Annotated in this window: 22 protein-coding genes and 1 other annotated feature; of the genes, 4 read left to right on the top strand and 18 right to left on the bottom strand. The window is 55.6% G+C overall.

What is annotated here, in order from left to right:
• Positions 1–145 precede the first annotated feature (145 nt).
• From FD37_RS06725 to nrdF, 3 genes are all read left to right on the top strand, one after another.
• Entirely contained in the window at positions 146–373 is a 228-nt protein-coding gene (locus tag FD37_RS06725) for a redoxin NrdH (RefSeq protein ID WP_045807015.1), read from the top strand.
• A gap of 180 nt (positions 374–553) precedes the next feature.
• A complete protein-coding gene (gene nrdE / locus FD37_RS06730) occupies positions 554–2,719 on the top strand; it encodes a class 1b ribonucleoside-diphosphate reductase subunit alpha (RefSeq protein ID WP_045807014.1) in 2,166 nt (721 codons plus the stop codon).
• 321 nt (positions 2,720–3,040) lie between these two features.
• Positions 3,041–4,042: a class 1b ribonucleoside-diphosphate reductase subunit beta gene (gene nrdF / locus FD37_RS06735; RefSeq protein WP_045807120.1), complete on the top strand. Its 1,002-nt coding sequence runs from the start codon at positions 3,041–3,043 to the stop codon at positions 4,040–4,042.
• Positions 4,043–4,143: 101 nt separating this feature from the next.
• On the opposite strand, the gene FD37_RS06740 is transcribed toward nrdF, so the two are convergent.
• Positions 4,144–4,998: a methylenetetrahydrofolate reductase gene (locus FD37_RS06740; RefSeq protein WP_056964335.1), complete on the bottom strand. Its 855-nt coding sequence runs from the start codon at positions 4,996–4,998 to the stop codon at positions 4,144–4,146.
• Positions 4,999–5,187: 189 nt separating this feature from the next.
• Between FD37_RS06740 and FD37_RS06745 the strand changes: the two genes are divergently transcribed.
• A complete protein-coding gene (locus tag FD37_RS06745; protein WP_056964339.1) occupies positions 5,188–5,766 on the top strand; it encodes an LOG family protein in 579 nt (192 codons plus the stop codon).
• A 452-nt stretch (positions 5,767–6,218) separates the two neighbouring features.
• On the opposite strand, the gene mprF is transcribed toward FD37_RS06745, so the two are convergent.
• The 17 genes from mprF to radA form a co-directional block, all read right to left on the bottom strand.
• Positions 6,219–8,834, bottom strand: coding sequence for a bifunctional lysylphosphatidylglycerol flippase/synthetase MprF (mprF, locus tag FD37_RS06750; protein ID WP_056964341.1), 2,616 nt, complete (start codon positions 8,832–8,834; stop codon positions 6,219–6,221).
• A 486-nt stretch (positions 8,835–9,320) separates the two neighbouring features.
• Entirely contained in the window at positions 9,321–9,686 is a 366-nt protein-coding gene (gene rplL, locus FD37_RS06760) for a 50S ribosomal protein L7/L12 (protein ID WP_024747613.1), read from the bottom strand.
• 58 nt (positions 9,687–9,744) lie between these two features.
• Positions 9,745–10,251 carry a 50S ribosomal protein L10 gene (gene rplJ, locus FD37_RS06765; RefSeq protein ID WP_045807010.1) on the bottom strand — a complete coding sequence of 169 codons (507 nt, stop codon included), beginning with the start codon at positions 10,249–10,251 and terminating at the stop codon, positions 9,745–9,747.
• A 24-nt stretch (positions 10,252–10,275) separates the two neighbouring features.
• Positions 10,276–10,403, bottom strand: a sequence feature (ribosomal protein L10 leader region).
• A gap of 89 nt (positions 10,404–10,492) precedes the next feature.
• Positions 10,493–11,191, bottom strand: coding sequence for a 50S ribosomal protein L1 (gene rplA, locus FD37_RS06770; protein WP_045807009.1), 699 nt, complete (start codon positions 11,189–11,191; stop codon positions 10,493–10,495).
• 98 nt (positions 11,192–11,289) lie between these two features.
• Complete coding sequence (rplK, locus tag FD37_RS06775) at positions 11,290–11,715, bottom strand: 50S ribosomal protein L11 (RefSeq protein ID WP_011667358.1); 426 nt, start codon at positions 11,713–11,715, stop codon at positions 11,290–11,292.
• Positions 11,716–11,900: 185 nt separating this feature from the next.
• Complete coding sequence (nusG, locus tag FD37_RS06780; protein ID WP_045807008.1) at positions 11,901–12,452, bottom strand: transcription termination/antitermination protein NusG; 552 nt, start codon at positions 12,450–12,452, stop codon at positions 11,901–11,903.
• Positions 12,453–12,570: 118 nt separating this feature from the next.
• A complete protein-coding gene (gene secE / locus FD37_RS06785) occupies positions 12,571–12,747 on the bottom strand; it encodes a preprotein translocase subunit SecE (RefSeq protein WP_045807007.1) in 177 nt (58 codons plus the stop codon).
• Between the two features lie 42 nt (positions 12,748–12,789).
• On the bottom strand, positions 12,790–12,939 hold the full coding sequence (gene rpmG, locus FD37_RS12610; RefSeq protein ID WP_082078020.1) for a 50S ribosomal protein L33: 150 nt from the start codon (positions 12,937–12,939) through the stop codon (positions 12,790–12,792).
• Positions 12,940–13,011: 72 nt separating this feature from the next.
• The gene (locus tag FD37_RS06790) at positions 13,012–13,575 is read right to left on the bottom strand and encodes a sigma-70 family RNA polymerase sigma factor (protein ID WP_045807006.1); all 564 of its coding nucleotides are present in this window, start codon (positions 13,573–13,575) and stop codon (positions 13,012–13,014) included.
• Between the two features lie 71 nt (positions 13,576–13,646).
• Positions 13,647–14,207 (bottom strand): NYN domain-containing protein, encoded by a 561-nt coding sequence (locus FD37_RS06795; RefSeq protein ID WP_045807005.1) that lies wholly within the window; start codon positions 14,205–14,207, stop codon positions 13,647–13,649.
• 24 nt (positions 14,208–14,231) lie between these two features.
• Positions 14,232–14,984, bottom strand: coding sequence for a 23S rRNA (guanosine(2251)-2'-O)-methyltransferase RlmB (gene rlmB, locus FD37_RS06800; RefSeq protein ID WP_045807004.1), 753 nt, complete (start codon positions 14,982–14,984; stop codon positions 14,232–14,234).
• Entirely contained in the window at positions 14,984–15,388 is a 405-nt protein-coding gene (locus FD37_RS06805; protein WP_045807003.1) for a Mini-ribonuclease 3, read from the bottom strand. The genes rlmB and FD37_RS06805 overlap by 1 nt, the downstream gene beginning before the upstream one ends.
• The gene (gene cysS, locus FD37_RS06810; protein ID WP_045807002.1) at positions 15,388–16,800 is read right to left on the bottom strand and encodes a cysteine--tRNA ligase; all 1,413 of its coding nucleotides are present in this window, start codon (positions 16,798–16,800) and stop codon (positions 15,388–15,390) included. The genes FD37_RS06805 and cysS overlap by 1 nt, the downstream gene beginning before the upstream one ends.
• A gap of 140 nt (positions 16,801–16,940) precedes the next feature.
• Positions 16,941–17,300: a hypothetical protein gene (locus tag FD37_RS06815; RefSeq protein ID WP_045807001.1), complete on the bottom strand. Its 360-nt coding sequence runs from the start codon at positions 17,298–17,300 to the stop codon at positions 16,941–16,943.
• Between the two features lie 250 nt (positions 17,301–17,550).
• A complete protein-coding gene (gltX, locus tag FD37_RS06820) occupies positions 17,551–19,044 on the bottom strand; it encodes a glutamate--tRNA ligase (protein ID WP_045807000.1) in 1,494 nt (497 codons plus the stop codon).
• Between the two features lie 175 nt (positions 19,045–19,219).
• Positions 19,220–20,389 (bottom strand): PIN/TRAM domain-containing protein, encoded by a 1,170-nt coding sequence (locus FD37_RS06825; RefSeq protein WP_045806999.1) that lies wholly within the window; start codon positions 20,387–20,389, stop codon positions 19,220–19,222.
• Between the two features lie 82 nt (positions 20,390–20,471).
• Positions 20,472–21,845 (bottom strand): DNA repair protein RadA, encoded by a 1,374-nt coding sequence (gene radA, locus FD37_RS06830; protein ID WP_147007751.1) that lies wholly within the window; start codon positions 21,843–21,845, stop codon positions 20,472–20,474.
• Between the last annotated feature and the right edge of the window lie 88 nt (positions 21,846–21,933).

Here is a 21,933-nt window from a genome sequence, read left to right on the forward strand (position 1 = left end):
AAAATAATAAATTCGTCGGGAGCACCATATTTAGTGGTTATTGTATAACTCAACCACCAAATATGGTGCTTTTTTCAATTGCGTTTTTCTCAATCTGGTGTACACTAAACACATTGAGAACGAAAGATAAGAGGATGTGGCAACAATGAAAGTAACGGTTTATTCTAAGAACAATTGTATGCAGTGCAAGATGACGAAGCGTTTCTTAAGCGAACACAACGTGGACTTTGAAGAACGCAATATTAACCAGAATCCCGAATATGTCACCTACTTAAAAGAACAGGGGTTTCAATCATTACCAGTCGTGGAAGCGGCTGGTCATAAGGCCTTTTTTGGGTTTCGGCCAGACCAATTGCAGCAAATCGCGGGTTAACTGAAAGCTAACAAACCCGTCTTGGCGACGCCGTGTTTGTTCACGGTGGCGTCTTTTTTATTGGATTGCTTCTCCCACCCCCTCGTCCATTCAGGGCTTTATTGATGGGGGAACCGCACTACCCGTCCCCGCTTGCCAGTGGGAGCGACCGAATCTAATCAGAAAGAAGAGAGTACGCGCATGAGCCTAAAAGACCTCAAAAACGTCACGTATTATGATTTGAACAACGAAATCAACATCCCCGTCGATGGTCAGATTCCGTTGAACAAGGACCAGGAAGCCCTCCAAGCCTTCCTGAAGGAAAACGTGCAACCCAACACCAAACAATTTGGATCACTGCGGGAACGGTTCGACTTCCTGATCAAGGACAACTACGTCGAAGCCGCCGTGGTCAACCAGTACCCGTTCAGCTTCATCGAAGACCTGTACACCTACCTGAAGGACCAACACTTCCACTTTAAGTCCTTCATGGCCGCCTACAAGTTCTACGCCCAGTATGCCTTGAAGACCGACGACAACGCCTACTACCTCGAAAACTTCATCGACCGGGTCGCCATGAACGCCCTGGACTTCGGGGGCGGTGACCAGCAGTTGGCCCACGACCTCGCCGATGAGATCATCCACCAACGCTACCAACCCGCGACGCCGAGCTTCCTAAACGCTGGGCGCGCACGCCGGGGTGAACTGGTCTCGTGTTTTCTGATCCAGTCGACCGACGACATGAACACCATCGGCCGGACCATCAACTCCGCGCTACAACTGTCCCGAATCGGGGGCGGGGTCGGCATCAGCCTCTCGAACCTGCGGGGGGCCGGTGACCCGATCAAGCACATCGACGGCGCCGCTTCCGGGGTCGTGCCGGTCATGAAGCTGCTCGAAGACAGCTTCTCTTATTCCAACCAGCTGGGCCAGCGGCAAGGGGCCGGCGTGGTCTACCTGAGCGTCTTCCATCCCGACATCATCGCCTTTTTAGGGGCCAAGAAGGAAAACGCCGACGAAAAGATCCGGCTGAAGACCCTCTCGCTCGGGGTCACGGTGCCCGACAAGTTCTACCAGCTGTGTGAACAGGACGCCGACATGTACCTCTTTAGCCCGTACGACGTCGAACGCATCTACGGCAAGCCCTTCTCCTACGTGGACATCACGGCCGAGTACGACAAGATGGTCGCCAACCCAGACATTCGCAAGAAGAAGCTCAAGGCGCGGGAACTGGAGACCGAAATCGGCAAGCTGCAACAGGAATCCGGGTACCCCTACATCGTCAACATCGACACGGCTAACCGCGAGAACCCCATCAAGGGCCGCATCGTGATGAGTAACCTGTGTTCCGAGATCATGCAGGTCCAGACCCCCACGACCTACAACAACAAGCAAGAATACGAAAAGTTGGGGACCGACATCTCCTGCAACCTGGGATCAACTAACATCGTGAACCTGATGACGTCTCCGGACTTCGGGCATTCCGTGGAAACCATGGTCCGGGCCCTGACCTACGTCACCGACCACTCGGACATCGACGTGGTGCCGTCCATCCAACACGGCAACCACTTGGCCCACACGATTGGCTTAGGCGCCATGGGACTCCACAGTTACTTCGCCAAGAACCACATGATGTACGGGTCCCACGACAGTATCGCCTTCACCAGCGTCTACTTCATGCTGCTGAACTACTGGACGCTCAAGGCGTCGAACCAGATCGCCAAGGAACGGCACGAGACCTTCCACAACTTTGCGGAAAGCAAGTACGCCGATGGCTCCTACTTCGACCGGTACACCCAGACCGACTGGCGGCCAACCTCTGCCAAGGTTCAGGGCCTCTTCAGCAACGTTTGGCTCCCATCACCCGAGGACTGGGCCCAGCTCAAGGCTGACGTGATGCGTGACGGGCTCTACCACCAGAACCGGATGGCCGTAGCGCCGAACGGTTCGATCTCCTACATCAACGACACCACGGCGAGCCTCCACCCGATCATCAACCGGATCGAGGAACGGCAGGAAAAGAAGATTGGGAAGATCTACTACCCGGCACCGTACCTGAGCAACGACACCATGCCGTACTACAAGTCGGCGTACGACACCGACATGCGCCGGGTCATCGACGTTTACGCCGCGGCCCAGAAGCACGTGGACCAAGGGATGAGCCTGACGCTGTTCATGCGGTCGACGATTCCGGCCGGTCTGTACGAATGGAAGAACGGCCGGACCGACAAGATGACCACCCGGGATCTGAGCATCCTGCGGAACTACGCGTACCGCAAGGGCATCAAGTCGATCTACTACGTCCGGACCTTCACCGACGACAACAACGAAGTCGGTGCCAACCAATGTGAAAGTTGTGTCATCTAGGCTTGACCCGAACTAATGGCATCATATGGTGGTAACTGCCGAATGTTCCATCGCTAGCATAAGATGTTGGCATGATTCGTTCGGAGGGGTCCCCCACTATCACGTTTGGAGGGTTCCCCAAAATTGGCTCAGGAGTGAAATTTGTCTAAGTCGGCGTTTTGCGGCTTAGACAAAGACCGGTATTTAAGACCTGGTTTGCGGGCTTCCAGCCATATTTTTGTCGCCCCGGAAGATGCCAGCCTCATCAAGTACAGATAACGTAATTTTAAACAGTCCCACAAGCAATTGGCTTCTCAACAAAGGAGTGTAAATATGGCAGCAATGAACGCTGATGGCAACTATCAAGCCATTAACTGGAATGAAGTTTCCGATGAAATCGATAAGGCAACCTGGGAAAAGCTGACCGAGCAATTCTGGTTGGACACCCGGATCCCCGTCTCCAACGACCTGGACGACTGGCGGACGCTCGACGACGACCATAAATGGGTCGTGGGCCACGTCTTCGGGGGCCTGACCTTGTTGGACACCCTGCAGTCCCAAGACGGGATGGCGGCCCTGCGTCGCGACGTCAAGACCCAACACGAGACCGCGGTCCTGAACAACATCCAATTCATGGAATCCGTCCACGCCAAGAGTTACTCCACGATTTTCTCGACGCTCAACACGCCCGACGAAATCGAGGAAATCTTCAAGTGGAGCGACTCCGAGGAGTTCCTGCAAAACAAGACCAAGCGCATCTACACGTTGTACCACGACGACGAGCACCCGTTGAAGAAAAAGATCTCCAGCGTTTTCCTGGAAACCTTCCTGTTCTACTCCGGCTTCTTCACCCCGCTCTACTACCTGGGGCACAACAAGCTGGCCAACGTGGCCGAAATCATCAAGTTGATTCTGCGGGACGAATCCGTCCACGGCACCTACATCGGCTACAAGTTCCAGCTGGGCATGAAGGAACTGACCGACAACGAACAGCAGGCCATGAAGGACTGGATGTACGACTTCTTGTACAACCTGTACGATAACGAAGAGAAGTACACCCACCTGATGTACGACCAAGTCGGCTGGACCGACGAAGTCCTGACCTTCATCCGCTACAACGCCAACAAGGCCCTGATGAACCTGGGCCAGGATCCGCTCTTCCCCGACACCGCCGAGGACGTGAACCCGATCGTCATGAACGGGATCTCGACCTCCACGGCCAACCACGACTTCTTCTCGCAGGTCGGGAACGGCTACCTGTTAGGAAACGTCGAGGCCATGAACGACAGCGACTACCAGATCGGCGAACCGGCCGACCCGGAAGATCCACATCACGATAAATAACCACGTGCCCCCGGGCGGGTTGTCCGCCGAGGCGTCCGTGACACCATTCAAAAAGTCTGGCAACTTCCAACGAGGTTGTCAGACTTTTTTTGGTCACTTGATTATTTCTCAAATAGTGCCGCCGTGCGCGCGTAAATGGCGGCCACCGTGCTGGCTTGGTTCAGGGTGAACAGGTGGATCCCCGCCACCCCGTGAGCCACCAGGTCGTTGATCTGCTCCACCGCGTAGTCGAGGCCCACCGCCCGGAAGGCCACCGGGTCATCCCATACCCGATCCAAGCGCGTCCGCAACGGCTGCGGCAGCCGCGCCCCGAAGTCCGTTTCCACCCGCAACGCCTGTTGGCGACTCAAAATCGGCAGGATGCCGGCAAGAATCGGCACCGTGATGTCCCGCGCCGCACAATCCGCTCGGAAGCGGTCAAACTGCTGATTATCGTAGAAAACCTGCGTCATCACCCGGTCACAGCCCGCGGCGACCTTCTCTTGCAGGTGGGCCAGGTCGGCCTCGCGCGTGGGCGACTCCGGGTGACCGGCGGGATACCCCGCCCCCGCCAGCCGGAACTGGGGGTTGCGGGCTTTAATGAAGCGAATCAGGTCGCTGGCATGGGGAAAATCGGCCCCCGGCGTCTGGCCCGGATCCAAGTCGCCCCGCAGACCCAGAATCTGGGTTACCCCCAGGCTCTCAAGGTCGGCTAAGATTCGGCTGACCTGGGTCTTGGAGGTGTAGGCCGCCAACAGGTGCACCATCACGGGACACCCCACCCGCGCTTGAACCGTCTGGGCCAGCCCCAGGGTCGCCTGTTCGTAGTCCAACTGGTGATTGGTGTAGGTCACACTGACAAACGCCGGGTGACAGCCCCGCAGCTGGTCCAGCGTCGTCAGCAGCGCGGCCCGGTCCGCGGGGGATTGCGGCGGAAAAACTTCGAACGATAAAGTTGGTGGCTGAATGGATGACATTGGCGAACCCCTCCTACGGGTGAATTTTGGCTTCGGTGGTTCTAATAACCTATCTTAAAGCTACCACTAACCATCCCCCTCCCGCAAGACGCCAGATTTTCCCAATCGCGCTGGGGGCTTTGCGGTATAATGGAACCATCTTGCGCGCCGCGGCTAAACCGGCGGCGCCACATTTCTGGGGGTTCTCACATGCCAACGATTAAGAATGTCTGTGTCTTTTGCGGGTCGAATCACGGATTGGACCCGGCCTTTAAACGCGAAACCGAAGCGCTGGGACGCTACCTCGCCAGCCACCACCATCCCGTGGTCTACGGGGGCGGCAAGGAAGGCTTGATGGGGACCATCGCAACGGCCACCATGGACGCCGGGGGCGAGGTCATCGGCATCATCCCGACCTTTTTAGCCGAGATGAACCTGGCCAAGACCGACGTGACCCAGCTGATTCAGACGGCGACCATGGACGAACGCAAGGACGAGATGATGCGCCAGTCCGATGCCTTCATTGTCCTGCCCGGCGGCTTCGGGACCTTCGAGGAGTTCACGACCATGTTATCGTGGAGCCAGCTGAACGTGCACCAGAAGCCGATTGCCCTGTTCAACATCGACCACTACTTCGACGACCTGGTGGCGATGATGCAAAAATGTTGCGACGCGGGCTTCGCGCCCCAGGAAAACATGGACCTGTTCATCGACGCCGCCACCATCGACCAGATGTTTACCGGCTTCCAGAACTTCCAGCACCAGCTTCCTTACAAATACACCAACTAAACTGTGCCTTTCAAGAAAGTGGCAGGACACCATTCGCTCCACGCCGGCGAGCAAGATGCCCGTAGTGGGCACGACTCCGAAGCCCTGCAAAGTTCGCAGGTCTCCGGAGATCGGCCTTGATGTAATCTGGCACAAAACGCCAGATTACATCAATTTCACAACGGCCATCAAGTCGCCTCTGTTCCGCTGACATCGTCGAATATCAGCAACACACTTCTAGTACAATGGCAATTTGTATCAGTTTCAGTTACTAGCTCTTCTGATGACTACGAAGACCACCAAAAAGTTGACTTAAGATAGTCCTCACAACTATCTAGTGGAAGCAATCGACAGCTGCCACTGATTTCAACGCGTACGATGCATCCCATCATTAAATTCATCAACCCAAAACGGCTTCCCCGGGACCCAGTCCTGGAGAAGCCGTTTATTATTTTTCAGATGGGTCTCCCCCACTAATCGCGATTCTGCCAGTTGACCTCGTCGACCAGCAGGTGGCTGAGCCACTTGGGTTCCAGCTTGCCCTTGACCGCGGCGCCCGGCCGGTTGATCACCTGCATCAACTGCAACATGGTGAAGATCAGCGACTCACGCCGCCGGTAGGCCAGGTACTTCGGTTGCCAGTCGGAGACGTACTTTTCCTTGTAGGCCCGCAACCCTTGGAAACTGTAGAAGTTCGAGCCGTACTCGTAGATCAGGTGGGCGACCCGTTCCTCGATGAAGCTAAATTCGGAGACCCCCACGTTGGCCAACGGCGCCATCCCCAGGTTGAACCAGGTGTAGCCTTGTTCCTGACAGGTCAAGAACAGGTACACGAACAACCCGTCCATGATACCGGAGGGTGCGTCCTGGCTACTGCGCATCAGGTCGATTGAGGTCATCTTGTGGTCACCGGTCGGCATCATGTTGGCGAAGGCCACCATTTTACCGTCCTTGTCGGTCATCACCGCAATCGGGGCCTCGTTCAGGTAGTCCCGGTCAAAGAAGCCCATCGAGAAGCTCTTCTCAGTCTCGTCGCCCAGCCAGGAGGTCGAAATAGCCCGTAACTCGGCGTACTGGGCATCGCTCAGCGGCGGCTGAAGGATCTCAAAGTGGTAATCCTCCCGCTTGAACTTGTTGACCAGGGCTCGTTCCCCCCGCCGCGGTTTGCCGGCCAGCGTGAAGTCGGTCAAATCGACGTGACCTTCTTCGCCGACCTTGATGAAGTCAAACCCCATCTCGTGCAGCCGCAACGTCAGCTCCTCGCTGATCTCGTAAAAGACCGGTCGCAGGCCAGCCGTGTCGGCCGCGCGCATGAAGTCCTGCAGGGCCGGCAAAAGGTAGTCCTGATTACCAATGGGTTCCCCCATGACCAGCAACTTATCCGCCTTTTGTCGGAACAAGAACAACAGTTGGTCCTGGCCGTCCGCCTGGTAGAAGTAGGTCTGCTTATCACGCAAGAACGCCAGGTGACTGACCTCGTTACCGCCAAAGTTTTGAATGACCCGCCGGACCCGCTCCGCGTCGAACGGCGCCGTCAGCCAATCACTGTGCGTCACCGATAGGAACCGGTTGATGGTCAGGAGAACCACCAACGCGATCAGCAGGCCTCCCAGGCCGTTGAGCCACACCTGGGTCGAGGCCGGTAACCAGGCCTGCAGGAGCGTTGCAAAGTGCCGGTGGTGGCCCTGAATGGCGTAGAGGCCCAACACCGTGTACAGGACGAAGGTCCCCACGTAGATGCTGCCGTCAATCAGCAGCCCGCCCCAGGAGTAGTGGAAACTCTGGCGCGTCAGCTCGGGCTTGGCCAGGAGCAGGCAGGCCAGGACGAGACCTAGTAAGATGGCCAGGCCCACCGGAAAGTTCTCCCGCCACAGCGTGTAGCCAATCGCGAGGACCAGCACCACCAGGGTCGGCCAGAAGGCACGGCTGACCCGTGAGCCGATGCCCCGAGCCAGCCCAATCAGCAGGAAGGCCATCACCAGGTTGGTCACCTGACTTAAGAAATAGAACATGTAGGGTACCAGTTGCATGTAGAGTTTATTCGCCAAAACCACGTCCGGAATCGTGGCGTAGAGCAGCATCATGACCCCGGAGAAGTACATGAAGGTCGTCACGAACCACAGCGCGCTGCGGCGAAAAATCGCCACCGGCAGGCCCGCCAGAAACTGGTTCAGCCGATGACCGGCGTCGTGCACGAAGAGGCCGACCCCGACCCCAAACGGCAGAATGTAGTAGAACAGTCGATACAGTAACAGCCAACCGGCCGCATCGGACCGGCTGACCCCTAAGAGGCCCAGGCCAAAGATCATGAAGACGTCGAAGGACCCAAGACCCCCGGGAATCATCGAGATGACCCCGGCGACCGACGCCACCACGAACATGGGAAAGACCGCCGCGAGGTCCAGTTGCAGCTGGAGCGCCCACCCGATCAGCAGGAAGAAGAGCGCACAGCTCCCCCATTCCAGGCTGGACCCCAGGATCAACCGAAGTTCCCGGGACCAGGTCAGGTCCGCGAAGAACTCGCTATCGTTGACCCGCGTGAAGATAAAGAGCCCCGGGAAGTACAGGCCCCCGCCCAAAAGCCAGAACCAGTACCCTTGGTAGACGGTCCCCACGTTAAAGCCAAACATCATGATCAGCCCGACCCAGCAGGCCAGAGACAATCCGGCGAGCAGGAACAACGCAATCTTGGAGATGGCGTAGACCACCTGCTTCTTGGTGGCCGATTCCGCGTAGAAGTTCGCCCGCAGGCTGGCTCCCAGGAGTCCCCCCATCCCGGCGAGGTTGGTAAAGGTGTTCGTGACCCACCCGCTTCGCAAGATGTAACCGGTCGAAAAGTGTCCCGGCAAAAATTCAACAATCGTAAAATCGTACACCATCATGGGCAAGACGGCGATAAAGCCGACCACGGCCAATAGGACGATGGTGGTCGGACTCAAGGCCCCCAGTGCTGACCGGACTTGTTCCCCGCTAATCTCGTGGCCGATCCGGCCAAGCTCCCGAATCACCAGTAAGAGCACCGACAGGAAGAAGACGCCCTTGATCAACGTCAGGCGCTTTTGAATCCACGTTTGTAGTCGTTGCCACATGCTTGCCACCCCCACAGCAATTTCCCCCTTTACGATGACGCCGATTCACCAGCAACGGCCGGTGACCCCATCAACGCCATCAATCTCATCAATATTGGTCTTAGTATACCAAAAAAGGCGGCCCTCCCGGGGAAGAACCGTCTTTCTTAAGCCTTATTTAGGGGGCCAACTTATTTTTTGATGGCTGGACAACGGAAAGTTGCCTTGGAAAATCAGGCGGAGCCGGGTGACCCCACACGCTGTCACGTTTACTTGGAATCGTCGCTCGCCACCGCCGCACGCCGGCGAGCAAGCTGGCCGCAGTGGGCACGATCCTGAAGCTTCGCAAGAAACGCGAATCCCCAGAACTCGGCCTGGAGGTCCCCCGTTGGTAAAACCGATACCCTCCCGAACAGCTGGCCCCTCATCAGCCATGGGCAGTTGACGGCATCAAAAAACGGACCATCCACGAGGGATGATCCGCCTTTATTAACGAGTTGGTTGTAACTACTTAAGAGTTACGACACCACCAACGGCTTCAAGCTTTTCCTTGATGTCGTTAGCTTCGTCTTCGGAAACGCCTTCCTTGATGACGGATGGTACGTTGTCAACAAGACCCTTAGCGTCCTTCAAACCAAGGCCAGTGATTTCACGAACAGCCTTGATAGCCTTAACCTTAGCGTCACCGGATTCAGTCAATTCAACATCGAATGAGTCCTTGGCAGCAGCGTCGCCACCAGCGGCACCGGCTGCAGCAACTGGGGCAGCAGCAGAAACGCCGAATTCGTCTTCGATAGCCTTAACAAGGTCGTTAAGGTCAGTAATGGATGCTTCTTTAAGAGAAGCAATGATAGCATCTTTATCAAAAGCCATGTTATTTTCCTCCAAAATTGGGTTTATATTTTATGATACCAGAGATAACGGTTGTCGCTTATGCGGCTTCACCGTCATCGCCCTTTTCAGCAACGGCCTTAATTGCGTAAGCCACGTTACGGATAGGAGCTTGAAGTTCGCTAGCCAGCATGGAGAGCAGGTCTTCACGACTAGGCAAGGTAGCGTAAACGTTGATTTCATCAACAGACATGATCTTGTCTTCGATGTAACCACCCTTGATTTCCAAGGCATCAACGCTATCGGAGAACTTCTTCAAAATCTTAGCTGGGGCGATTGGATCCTCGTTAGAGAAAGCAACGGCCGTAGGTCCAGCGAAGACATCGTTTAAGTCGGCGTAACCAGCCTTTTCAGCGGCACGAGTCAAGACCTTGTTCTTGATGACGTTCATCTGAACGCCAGCATCCCGTAATTGCTTACGTAAGTCGGTCACTTGGGCCACCGTCAAACCACGGTAGTCGACAACAATTGCGCTGGTGGCGTTGTTGAACTTTTCAACGACGTCATCAACCTTCTTTGCTTTAACAGCAATAGCTTGTTCACTCAAATTGTTCACCTCCCAGAGTAGATTGGTGGGATAAAAAAATCCCTATGCCACCAAGACATAGAGAGTCAAAAGTTTAAGTTCAACTTCTTCCTCGGCAGGCAGCTTTAAGACCAATGGGTCACCTGAGTCTTAGGTAGATCACTAATATAACTTTATTAGGATACCGTACCCACTAACAAAAGTCAATGGGTGGTTAGGGATTTTTTTATCGACAACTGTTGCAGCCGTCTCGACTAAGAAATTAGTCTAAGAAAGTTGCCAAGTCAACGTCGACACTTGGGCCGAACGTTGAAGCGATGGAAACGTGTTGGACGTAAGTCCCACGTACAGACGCTGGACGTGCACGAACAACCGTTTCAGCGATTGCCTTCAGGTTACCAACTAACTTGTCAGCATCGAAGGAAACCTTGCCGACAGGAACTGCCACGTTACCGTCCCGGTCAGTCCGGTAAGTAACTTGACCATTCTTAGCGTCGGAAACGGCCTTGGTAACGTTCATCGTTACCGTACCCGTCTTAGGGTTAGGCATTAAGCCCTTAGGACCTAAGACCCGACCTAAACGTCCAACTTGGGCCATCATGTCTGGCGTTGCAATGGCAACGTCAAAGTCCATCCAGCCGTCTTGGATCCGTTCAACTAAGTCTTGTTCACCGACAACATCAGCACCGGCAGCTTCCGCAGCCTTCGCTTGGTCACCCTTGGCGAACACGATCACAGTGGTTTCCTTACCAGTCCCATTAGGGAGCACTAAGGCGCCACGTAATTGTTGATCGGCTTGCTTCGTGTCAACGTTAAGCTTGAACGCAACTTCAACCGTTGCATCGAACTTAGCGAAATCAATCTTCTTTACTAAATCAACGGCGTCGTTAAGTGCGTAAACCTTACCGGCTTCGACCTGCTTAACAGCGTCTTGATACTTTTTACCTCGTTTGTGAGCCATGTTTGTGTATTCCTCCTTGCAAATGTGGTTGTAACGGATAAACCTCCCACTTGACACATTTCATTTTCGTGAAGTGTCCGACTATCCGAAAACTGAGCTTAACCTTCGACCGTGAAGCCCATGCTCCGGGCAGTACCTTCAATCATGCGCATAGCTGCTTCAACGTCAGCTGCGTTTAGATCTTGCATTTTAGTTTCAGCGATTTGCTTAACTTGATCCTTGGTTACAGTTGCAACCTTGTTCGTGTTAGGTTCGCCGGAACCATGTTCAACACCGGCAGCCTTCTTCAACAGCGTTGCTGCTGGAGGGGTCTTGGTGATGAAATCAAAGGAACGATCTTCATAGACGCTGATCACAACAGGAATGATCATACCAGCTTGGTCAGCGGTACGCGCGTTGAATTCCTTCGTGAAGCCCATGATGTTGATCCCTGCTTGACCCAGTGCTGGTCCAACTGGGGGAGCTGGGGTTGCTTTGCCTGCAGGAATCTGCAATTTAACTACGTTAGCTACTTTTTTAGCCACGAGACAATACCTCCTTAAGTCCGTGTGTGGTAAGTGAAGCGATCAATTTGCTTCTCCCACGTTTAACAGAATGCGTGTCGTTTGTGATACGCATACTTGAAGAGTTTACCACATTTAATATCGGGTAACAAGGTTAAATTCATTGGCTGACCGTTAAATCCGGCCCAACGATGCTTTAACCGGTCTTACTTGACGACGGGGTCGACCTGGTCGAAGTTCAATTCGGTACTGGTCTCCCGGCCGAACATGTCGATGTTGACCTTGAGCTTCATCTTTTCGTTGTCGACCTCGGTGATCTTGCCGACCAAGCCACTGAAGGCCCCGTCCACGATGGTCACGGAGTCGCCCACTTCGACGTCTAATTCGGCGTGACGGGCAGACATCCCGATCGTCCGCAGGATCTGTTCAACTTCTTCCGGCAACAGTGGCGTTGGCTTACTTCCTTGCCCGTGAGACCCCAAGAATCCGGTCACCCCCGGTGTGTTCCGCACGATAAACCAGGCCTGGTCACTCATGACCATCTCGACTAGGACGTAGCCGGGGAAGGTCTTTTCCATCGTGACCTTGTCCTTACCGTTCTTGACTTCGTGTTCCTCTTCTTCCGGAACGACGACCCGGAAAATGTTGTCCTGCATCCCCATGGATTCGGACCGGGATTCCAAGTTTGCCTTCACTTTGTTTTCGTACCCTGCATAGGTATGCAGAACGTACCATTGCTTTTCAGCTGACTCAACCATCGATTGGCACTCCTTTGTGTTTGTCTTTACGTGCAAAATAAAAAAACTTCGTCATAAACGAAGTTCCCGTTAGCTACAATATAGCATATTTAATCGGTTTTGACCACCGACAGATTCCTTAGGCAATAAACTTTAAGCCAAATTGAACGATCCAGTCGACGACGGCGAAGAAAATGGCGAAGAGCACTGAAATGCCCACAACCGTTCCCGTGTCGTGCCGGGTCTGCTTAACGCCGGGCCAGGAAACTTGTTTCATTTCTTGACCGACCGATTTGAAGAATCGGAATAACCGCATGGTGTTGCCTCCCTCAAAGTGTGTGTTGATCGTTAGCTGCTACTACCGGGTCTCCCGGTGCAGCGTGTACTTACCGCAATACTTACAAAACTTCTTAACTTCCAGTCGTTTCGTGCGAGTCGCACTTGCTGCGATGGTGTAATTCCGGGACCCGCAAACTGAGCAGGCCAGAGCGATTTTCCGTTGAGCCATCCTGCCACCACCTTCATTTTATCCAGTTAACTCATACTGCAATAGCTTACCATCGTTTGCCCGGGGCGTCAATCATTGGGCCAACGTCCGCCGCAGCTTTTGTCGTCCCCGGTGCAGGGCCGCCGTGACCCGGGTCGGCGAAAGCGCACACCGCTCGCTGATGGTCGTCGGGCTCCACCCCCGTAACAGGCCGCGCAGCACCACCGTTTCGGTTCGTGACAACTCGGGCAGGACCCGCTGTAAGGCCTCCTGGACCTCCAGTTGGTCGCGCACCTGGACCCGGGGATCGACCAGGGTATCCGCAAAGAAGGTCCGGTGTTCCTCCAGCGACACGGTGGTGGCGTGGCGCTTCTTCGCCTGTGAATAGCGGATCAGGTCGTAGACCCGGTGCGTCAGATTTAACCGGTAAAAGGCCCCAAAGTTGCGCGAACGGTCTAGGCGATAACTGCGCGCCGCCGCGTGCAGGACCAATAACCCCTCCTGCTGCCAATCGTCGGCATCATGACCCGGAATGTAGTAGCGTCGTTGCAGGCGGCGCAACACGGGGGAATAGCGCACGAACAGCTGGTGCAGTGCCGGCGAATCCGGCGTCGTCTGAATCTCACGAATTAACTGGTTATCACTGATCTGAGTCATCAAAAAGACCTCCCTTAACTGATAACTCTCAGTGTAAAGGGAGGTCCGGGTACGCCCTAGCGAACGCACGTTTATCGGTGACGCTTTTTGGGGTGCGGGGAACGATCCGGTTGATCCATCAACTGATCCCGCAATTTTTCTAACTTATACATCTGTTGGTCGTTCCAGGGGGACTTGCGTACCAAGCCCTTATCGGCGAACTCACGGGCCGTCTGGTTGACCTCGTTCTTGGCCCGGTCGATGTCGCGCAACAGTTCGCCCGCCGGAATCCGCAGGGCCCCTTCGGAGAAGATGGTCCACTGTTCCGCCTGGTCACTGGTGGCGACCGTCACCTGGGTGAAGCGGGTCTGGAGCTGCTTGGCAAGTTTTTCGATGTAGCTGTCCGCCGTCTCGTCCCGGTTGGTCCAGGTCACGTTCAGGTCATACTGCTTATAGCTCTTCGAGATGCCTGGGACGTACATGGCGTCGAAGACCACGTAGATCTCCGCGTCCCGCAGCTTGCGGTAATTCGCCAGCATGTTCAGCAGCTCATCCCGTGCCTCGGGTAACCGGTCCGTCAATTTCAAATGGTTCAGGTCGGGCCAGTTACCGATCATGTTATAGGCATCCACGATTAAAATGTCTTTTTTCATGCGTCCGCGCCCTCCCTACATCACTTAATGTTGAACCGGATGACGGGAATTAAAGCCCTGATACATCAACAGGCCCGCGGCGACACTGGCGTTGAGGCTCTGGACCGTGCCGACCATCGGAATGGTCAACGTCTGGTCGACGGTGTCCTTCAGCAAACGCGAGATGCCCTTGCCCTCGTTACCGATGATCAGGCCCACGGCGCCCTTGGCGTTCCAGTCCCGGTAGTCGGTCCCGGCCATGTCGGTCCCGAAGATCCACATGCCGCGCTTCTTCAGATCATTGACCGTGTTGACCAGGTTGGTGACCCGGGCGACGGGGACCGTCTCGATGGCGCCGGTCGAGGTCTTGGCCACCGTCGACGTCAAGCCCACGGCCCGGCGCTTCGGGATGATCACCCCGTGCACGCCGCTGGCATCGGCCGTCCGTAAGATGGAGCCCAAGTTATGAGGATCCTCCACGTTATCCAGGATCAAGAAGAACGGTTCTTCGCCCTTCTTTTCGGCGTTGGCGTAGAGGTCGTCAATGCTGGCGTAGGCAAACGCCGCCACCCCCAGGGCCACACCTTGGTGGTTCTGGTGGTCAGTCAGTTGGTCCAGCTTCTGCTTAGGCACCTCGGAGATGACCAAGTGCCGCCGTTGCGCCAATTGTCGAATCTCGTCAATCGCCTCGGACTTCAAACCGCTCTGCAGGAACACCTTGTTGATTTCCTGTTGACTCCGTAACGCCGCGACAGCCGGGTGCCGGCCAATCACAAAATCCGTTTTTTCTTCTGCCATTATTCCGTCCGCCCCGCTTCCACTTGTTGAATGCACCAATTGCCTAATTCCGTGACCCGGTCCTGCTGGTCACTCAGGGCGAGATAGCCCATCATGGCCTCGAACCCGGTCGAGATTCGGTAGGTCACCACGTCGGTGTTCTTGGCGTGGGTGTAGCTCTTGGCGTTGCGCCCGCGCTTGAAGATGGTCCACTCGTCGTCGGTCAGGATGTCGTCCTGCTCCATCAGCGCGATCAAGGCCGCTTGGGCCTTGGCCGACACGTAATGGGTCGCCGTCCGTTGCAAATGGTTGGGCTTGGCCAGCCCTTCTTCGATTAGGTGCCGCCGAATGATGACTTCGTAAGCGGCGTCGCCCATGTAGGCCAGGGCGACCCCGTTTAACTGCTGATAATTTGTGTTTGTCATTAATTTTCCTTTCGCCAACGCGTCCCTTGGGGCGTGTCTTCCAAAATGATGCCTTGGTTCTTTAATTGTTCCCGAATCTCGTCGCTGCGCTGGAAGTTCCGGTCCTGACGGGCTTGGATTCGCTCGTCGATCAGGGACTGAATGTGGTCGTCGTCCAGGCTATCCGCCTCGGTCAAGACGACCCCGAAGACGCCCAGCAAGTCGGCCAGCGTCTGGCGCATGAATTCCAACGTGCCCTTCAAAACGAAGGACCGTTCGGCGTAAACGTTCCCCAACCGGGCTAGGTCATAGACCTTCGAGACCCCGTTCTGTACGTTAAAGTCGTCGTCCATCGCGTCGATGTAGTCGGCCACGAGCTGGCGGGTCTCCTGTTCGGTCTTGGGGTCGTTGCCGGCCTCCGCGTCCTTCAGCCGGTACCCCATGTTATCGTAGGCCGTCTGAAGCCGTTGGAGGTTCCGGGCCGCCGTGTCGATGTTCTGCTGGGTGTACTGAATCGGGCGTCGGTACTGGGTCGTCGCCATGAAGAAGCGCAGGGTCTGCGGGTCCACCGTCTTGATCAGGTCGTGGACCGTCACGAAGTTGCCCAGGGACTTGCTCATCTTCTGGTTCTCATCGCCGACCGTGACGAAGCCGTTGTGCATCCAGTAATGGACGAAGGGCTTGCCGGTCTCGGCTTCGCTCTGCGCGATTTCATTTTCGTGGTGCGGGAAGGTCAGATCCTCGCCCCCACCGTGAATGTCGAAGGTGTCGCCCAAGAAGTGGGTCGACATCACGGAGCACTCGATGTGCCAGCCGGGACGGCCCGCCCCCCACGGCGATGGCCAGGAGATTTCTCCCGGCTTGGCACCCTTCCACAACGCAAAGTCGATGGGATCTTCCTTGCGGGCGGTCTCCTCGTCGTTGGTGTGCTGGGACGCCCCCTCTTCGAGTTCGTCGATGTTCTGATGGGAGAGCTTCCCGTAGTCGGCAAACTTGTGGGCCCGGTAGTACACGTCGCCGTCGACCGGGTACGCGTAGCCCTTGGTGATCAATTTTTCAATAAACGACACAATCTCTTGAATGAAGTCCGTCGCCCGGGGATTCGCGGTCGCGGGCTCGATGTTCAGCGCCGCCGTGTCTTCCTTGAAGGCCTGGATAAACTTATCACCCAGTTCGGGCACGGTAATGCCTTCCTTGTGGGCTTCGCGAATCATCTTATCATCAACGTCGGTAAAGTTCGAGACGTACTTGACTTGGTATCCCCGGTATTCGAAGTACCGGCGAATGGTATCAAAGGCAATCACGCTCCGCGCGTTCCCAATATGAATGTAGTTATACACGGTCGGGCCACACACGTACATGTTGACCACGCCAGGCGTCATCGGTTCAAAAGTTTCCTTTTGACGGGTCATGGTATTAAAAACTTTGAGCATCCCGAAGCTCCTTTCACGTTACTAATCGTTAGTTAGCTCCATTGTAGCATACCCGACCCCAAACCAAGAAACCGAAGTCGTGCCTTTGCGGCCCCTCCTTCGGTTTCTTTATCAAATCAGTAAGATCTGCGCCACCAGCGTCACGATTCAACCGGCAAGTGGCGCACGTCCCAGATGACGTTCAGGCTGACCAACCCTAACGCCAGGTACGACCACAGCGTCAGGTCCAGGGAAAAGCCGACCTCGGAGATGCCCATGAGCCAAACAATCAGGACCAACACCAACACGGTGACGTCGCTATTGAGCGCCACCCCCGGTTGGGTCGTTAGGTCGATCATGCCGGCGACCAGGTACAGGCCGGCAATCACCAGCCCCCAGGAGCCATTCAACGCCGGTCCCCCCTCTCCGGCCGGATTAACGTTTAAATTGAGTGCCTGGGCCAGGGTGAAGACCGCCCACGCAATCAGGGCGAGTCCCGTAATCAATTTAGTGATTCGCATCAGTGTGCCCCCATTCGTTAACGGTTTCGTTGCTTGACTCCTACCATACTATGGGCGCCCCACCGGGACAATTCATCGTACTCGACCTGTTAAGGCACTCCACGATTCGGTTGGTACGATGGTTTGACCACTGATTTGGCCATGCTTTTGACCTATTTCTCGATTTATTAGAAGCCCTATACGCACTGGTCCTTAATCGGCGTCAAAAAAATCGGCGTCTGCCGTTAGGCAAACACCGATTTCAAAGACACTATTTAGCACCCAGTTGGTCCAACGTTTGTTGGATGTGGGCTAAGGCCGTTTCACGACCCACCAATTCGATGGATTCAGGTAATTCTGGCCCGTGCATCTCGTGGGTAACGGCAATCCGGATTGGCATCCAGAGTTGCCGGCCCTTGATGCCGGTTTGGGCTTGAACCCGCTTGATGACGTGGAAAATCTCCACGGAGTCAAACAAGTCCAGCTTCTTGATTTCAGCAGCGAAGGCCTTTAAGACCACCGGTGCCGTCTCGTTGTTGATTTCGTCCCAGGCATCGCCCTCAACCTTTTCGGGTTCCTGGAAGAAGACCGACGCCATGTCGTTGATCTGCGCCATGTAACTCATTTGACGCTTGTACAGGTTGATCAACTGACGCGACCATTCAATCGTGGCCGTATCCGGGTTGGCCGGGATGTTACCGGCCTTGATCAATTGCTTCATGGCCAAGTCAGCGATGGTACTCTCATCCGCGTCCTTGACGTACCGGTTGTTCAACCATTCCAACTTGTCCATGTCGAACGTTGCTGGCGACTTGCTCAACCGCGTCTCGTCGTACATCTTGATGAATTGCTTGCGGGTGAAGATTTCGTCTTCCCCAACTGGTGACCAGCCCAACAACAGGATGAAGTTGAACATGGCTTCTGGCAAGTAACCCAAGTCCCGGTACTGTTCGATGAATTGCAAGACGGATTCGTCCCGCTTGGACAGCTTCTTCCCGGTGTCCTTGCTGATAATCAGGCTCATGTGGCCGAACTTAGGGGCTTCCCAGCCAAAGGCTTCGTAGATCATCAGTTGTTTTGGCGTGTTGGCCACGTGGTCGTCGCCCCGGAAGACGTGACTGATGGCCATCTTGTGGTCGTCCACGACCACGGCGAAGTTGTAGGTCGGCATGCCGTCCCGCTTGGCGATGACGAAGTCCCCACCAATCGTGTCGGAGTTGAAGGAAACGTTGCCCTTCACCATGTCGTCCCACGCGTAGACCTTGTCCTTAGGCACGCGGAACCGGATGACCGGCTTCAAGCCCTTGGCCTTGGCAGCGTCGATGGCCGCCTGCTTTTCTTCGTCGGACATGCCCGCGTATTCGTATTCGTAGTGTGGCATTTCGTTGCGGGCCTTTTGAGCTTCGCGGTCCGCTTGCAGTTCCTCTTCGGTCCGGTAAGACTCGTAAGCCTTGCCTTCGTCCATCAATTGTTGGATGAGGGGTGCGTAGATGTCACGACGTTCTGATTGCCGGTACGGACCGTAGTCCCCACCAACATCGGGACCTTCGTCCCAGTCCAAACCGAGCCACTTCAAGTTTTCCAGCTGGCTCCGTTCACCGTCCGCAATGTTGCGCTTAGTATCCGTGTCTTCGATCCGAATAATAAACTTGCCCTTGTTGTGCCGTGCGAACAGGTAATTAAAAATCGCTGTCCGCGCGTTCCCGATGTGCAGATGTCCAGTGGGGCTCGGAGCATAACGAACCCGAATTGCGTTTTTAGCCAAAATGGTTGCGCCTCTTTCTCGTTTTTTGGTTAGCGAGCGGTCCTAACCGTCGCCATACATAGTGCTTTAAGTGTACAATGCCTCTCCCTAAAAATAAAGGGGTTGGCCCGCTTTGTTCACAATTAAGGGGCAAAAAAGCCGGTCCACACCGTTCTGGCGCGTCCCGGTTTCTTGCTTACCGTTGTTTCTTACGTTTCTCGGCCGTCGACTTCTGCGCCGACTGATGATCTTCGATGCCCCGGTCAGAATGCACCGGCTTGGCAAAGATCATGCGTCCCGCATCCGTCTGGATGGCACTGGTGACCACGACGTCAAGCTGTTTATTGATAAAGTACTTGCCGTCTTCCACCACGACCATGGTGCCGTCGTCGAGGTAGGCCACCCCCTGCTGCCGTTCGGTCCCGTTCTTCACGACCATCACGTGCAGGTTTTCTCCCGGAATGACCCGGGGTTTCAGGGCGTTGGCCAACGAGTTGATGTTCAAGACCTGAACGTTTTGGAACTGGATCACCTTGTTCAGGTTGTAGTCGTTGGTCACGATGACCCCGCCGTTTTGCTTGGCCAAGGCGATCAGCTTGCTGTCGACCTCGGGGATGTCCTCAAAGTCGCCCTCGTACATCTCGATGGGCATGACGTGTTCATTCTGCAGTTTATTCAGAATGTCCAGACCCCGCCGGCCCCGGACCCGCTTGACCGAATCGCTGGAGTCCGCAATGTACTGTAATTCATAGAGCACAAAATTGGGGACCAACAGCGTTCCTTCGAGGAACCCGGTCTTCGCCAGGTCGTAGATCCGACCATCAATCAAGATGTTGGTGTCCAGAATCTTGTAGTGATGGAAGTTTGGTTCGACCTGTTTGTCGATGACCTTCTCACTGGCCTCTTCGCTGGCCTTCTTGCTCCGCGACTGGAAAAGCCGCCGCCATTCCTCGCCCCGAATCTTACTAAGCCGCGTTCCCAACCGAAAACCGAAGTACCCCAACAGGATCATCAGGATCCACGGGATAATCGTACTGATCAGGAAGGACGGTACCCGGAACAGGAACTGGGAGATCAACAGGGCCAGGGCCAACCCGACGATGGTCAGGAGGCTCCCGAAGATAATCGTCATCGGGTCCTGCTTGTTCAGGTAACTCTCCACCCGACTGATCAGTCGGAGGAAACTCTTCGCAAAGATGGCCCCGAGAATGAGAAAAATAATAGCACCAAGCAAAATATTAACAATAACATTATCAACGAGAAGACTCTTCACCCCAAAGAGGAGCCAAGTCCGTGGCAGGTAAGCTGCGCCCAGCACACCACCAATGATTGCAAAGATCACTAAGACAACTGTTCGTTTACGCATACGTTCACCTCCCTTCATGGCTGGATTCTTTCATCACGCCTTGATTATGACGTCCTGCGTTGCCCGCTAAAACCCGTGGCGGTTACACGCCCAGCGCGAGCTTCAGTGCTTGCCGCAAGGTGGAGACCCCGACCACGTCGATGCCGGTCGGCGGGTTCCACCCCTGCAGGTTGTTCTTTGGGACAAAGATCCGCTGGAAACCCAGCTTCTTGGCCTCGGCGACCCGTTGTTCGATCCGGCTGACCCGCCGAATCTCACCGGTCAAGCCGACTTCGCCGACGAAACAGTCCGTGGGGGCCGTCGCGGTGTCCCGGTAACTGGAAGCGATGCTTAACGCTATCGCCAGGTCGATCGCCGGTTCATCCAACTTCACCCCACCAGCCGCCTTTAAAAAGGCGTCCTGGTTCTGCAACATCAGGTTGGCCCGCTTCTCCAGGACCGCCATCAACAGGGAGACCCGGTTGCGGTCCAACCCACTGGCCGTCCGCTGCGCGTTGCCAAAGACCGACGGCGTTATCAGCGCCTGGACCTCGACCAGAATGGGCCGCGTCCCTTCCATCGAAACCACGATGGCCGACCCGGTCGCGTCCTTCAATCGTTCCTCCAGGAAGATCTCCGACGGGTTGGCCACCTCATAGAGGCCGCCCTCCTTCATCTCGAAGATGCCCAGTTCGTTGGTCGACCCGAACCGGTTCTTGACCGCCCGCAGGATCCGGTAAGTGTGGTGCATGTCCCCTTCAAAGTACAGGACGGTGTCCACCATGTGTTCCAGAATCTTCGGCCCGGCAATCGCGCCGCCCTTGGTCACGTGGCCCACCACGAAGATGGTGATGCCGTTGGTCTTGGCAATCTGCATCAGTTCACCGGTGACCGCCCGGATCTGGGAGACCGACCCAATGGCCGACTCGATACCGGGAGCCTGCATGGTCTGCACGGAGTCGATGACCACGTAGTCCGGCTGCATCTCCTCGATGTTCGCCCGGATGCTGGCCATGTCCGTCTCCGGGTACAGGTAGAGGTGGTCGCTGTTGACCACCAAGCGGTCCGCCCGCATCTTGATCTGACTGGCACTTTCTTCCCCCGACACGTACAGGACCTTACCGCCAGTCGCGCTCAACTGACCCGACACCTGCAGCAAGAGGGTCGACTTCCCGATACCGGGATCCCCCCCGATCAGGATCAAGGAGCCCGGCACGATGCCGCCACCCAGGACCCGGTTCAGTTCCTCCATCTGGGTCTTGACCCGGGTCTCGGTGGTGTGCTTGATCTCGTTCATCAGCTGGGGCCGCGTGTGCTCCCCGCTGGCCGTGACCCGCGTCGATTGCGGCTTAGCGACCGGCGTGCTGACTTCCTCAACCATGGTGTTCCATTCGCCACAGTTGGGGCAGCGCCCCAGGTACCGTGGGGAACTGTAATCACAATTTTGACAAACGTAATTCGTTTTTGCCTTAGCCACGTGCATCCCCCTCATCTGATTTTTAGCTCTTAGCGGGCCACCCGCGCCGCACCCGACGCTCAGGGGTGGTCCCCGCATTCAACGAACT

It is taken from the genome of Levilactobacillus spicheri DSM 15429, assembly GCF_001435095.1.
In the GTDB taxonomy this organism is placed as follows: Bacteria; Bacillota; Bacilli; order Lactobacillales; family Lactobacillaceae; genus Levilactobacillus; species Levilactobacillus spicheri.

Bases quoted from the DNA above. Each gene is read 5' to 3' on its own strand.
- FD37_RS06725 (WP_045807015.1), top strand. From the start codon at position 146: ATGAAAGTAACGGTTTATTCTAAGAACAATTGTATGCAGTGCAAGATG.
- nrdE (WP_045807014.1), top strand. From the start codon at position 554: ATGAGCCTAAAAGACCTCAAAAACGTCACGTATTATGATTTGAACAAC.
- nrdF (WP_045807120.1), top strand. From the start codon at position 3,041: ATGAACGCTGATGGCAACTATCAAGCCATTAACTGGAATGAAGTTTCC.
- FD37_RS06740 (WP_056964335.1), bottom strand. From the start codon at position 4,998: ATGTCATCCATTCAGCCACCAACTTTATCGTTCGAAGTTTTTCCGCCG.
- FD37_RS06745 (WP_056964339.1), top strand. From the start codon at position 5,188: ATGCCAACGATTAAGAATGTCTGTGTCTTTTGCGGGTCGAATCACGGA.
- mprF (WP_056964341.1), bottom strand. From the start codon at position 8,834: ATGTGGCAACGACTACAAACGTGGATTCAAAAGCGCCTGACGTTGATC.
- rplL (WP_024747613.1), bottom strand. From the start codon at position 9,686: ATGGCTTTTGATAAAGATGCTATCATTGCTTCTCTTAAAGAAGCATCC.
- rplA (WP_045807009.1), bottom strand. From the start codon at position 11,191: ATGGCTCACAAACGAGGTAAAAAGTATCAAGACGCTGTTAAGCAGGTC.
- nusG (WP_045807008.1), bottom strand. From the start codon at position 12,452: ATGGTTGAGTCAGCTGAAAAGCAATGGTACGTTCTGCATACCTATGCA.
- secE (WP_045807007.1), bottom strand. From the start codon at position 12,747: ATGCGGTTATTCCGATTCTTCAAATCGGTCGGTCAAGAAATGAAACAA.
- rpmG (WP_082078020.1), bottom strand. From the start codon at position 12,939: ATGGCTCAACGGAAAATCGCTCTGGCCTGCTCAGTTTGCGGGTCCCGG.
- FD37_RS06790 (WP_045807006.1), bottom strand. From the start codon at position 13,575: ATGACTCAGATCAGTGATAACCAGTTAATTCGTGAGATTCAGACGACG.
- FD37_RS06795 (WP_045807005.1), bottom strand. From the start codon at position 14,207: ATGAAAAAAGACATTTTAATCGTGGATGCCTATAACATGATCGGTAAC.
- rlmB (WP_045807004.1), bottom strand. From the start codon at position 14,984: ATGGCAGAAGAAAAAACGGATTTTGTGATTGGCCGGCACCCGGCTGTC.
- FD37_RS06805 (WP_045807003.1), bottom strand. From the start codon at position 15,388: ATGACAAACACAAATTATCAGCAGTTAAACGGGGTCGCCCTGGCCTAC.
- cysS (WP_045807002.1), bottom strand. From the start codon at position 16,800: ATGCTCAAAGTTTTTAATACCATGACCCGTCAAAAGGAAACTTTTGAA.
- FD37_RS06815 (WP_045807001.1), bottom strand. From the start codon at position 17,300: ATGCGAATCACTAAATTGATTACGGGACTCGCCCTGATTGCGTGGGCG.
- FD37_RS06825 (WP_045806999.1), bottom strand. From the start codon at position 20,389: ATGCGTAAACGAACAGTTGTCTTAGTGATCTTTGCAATCATTGGTGGT.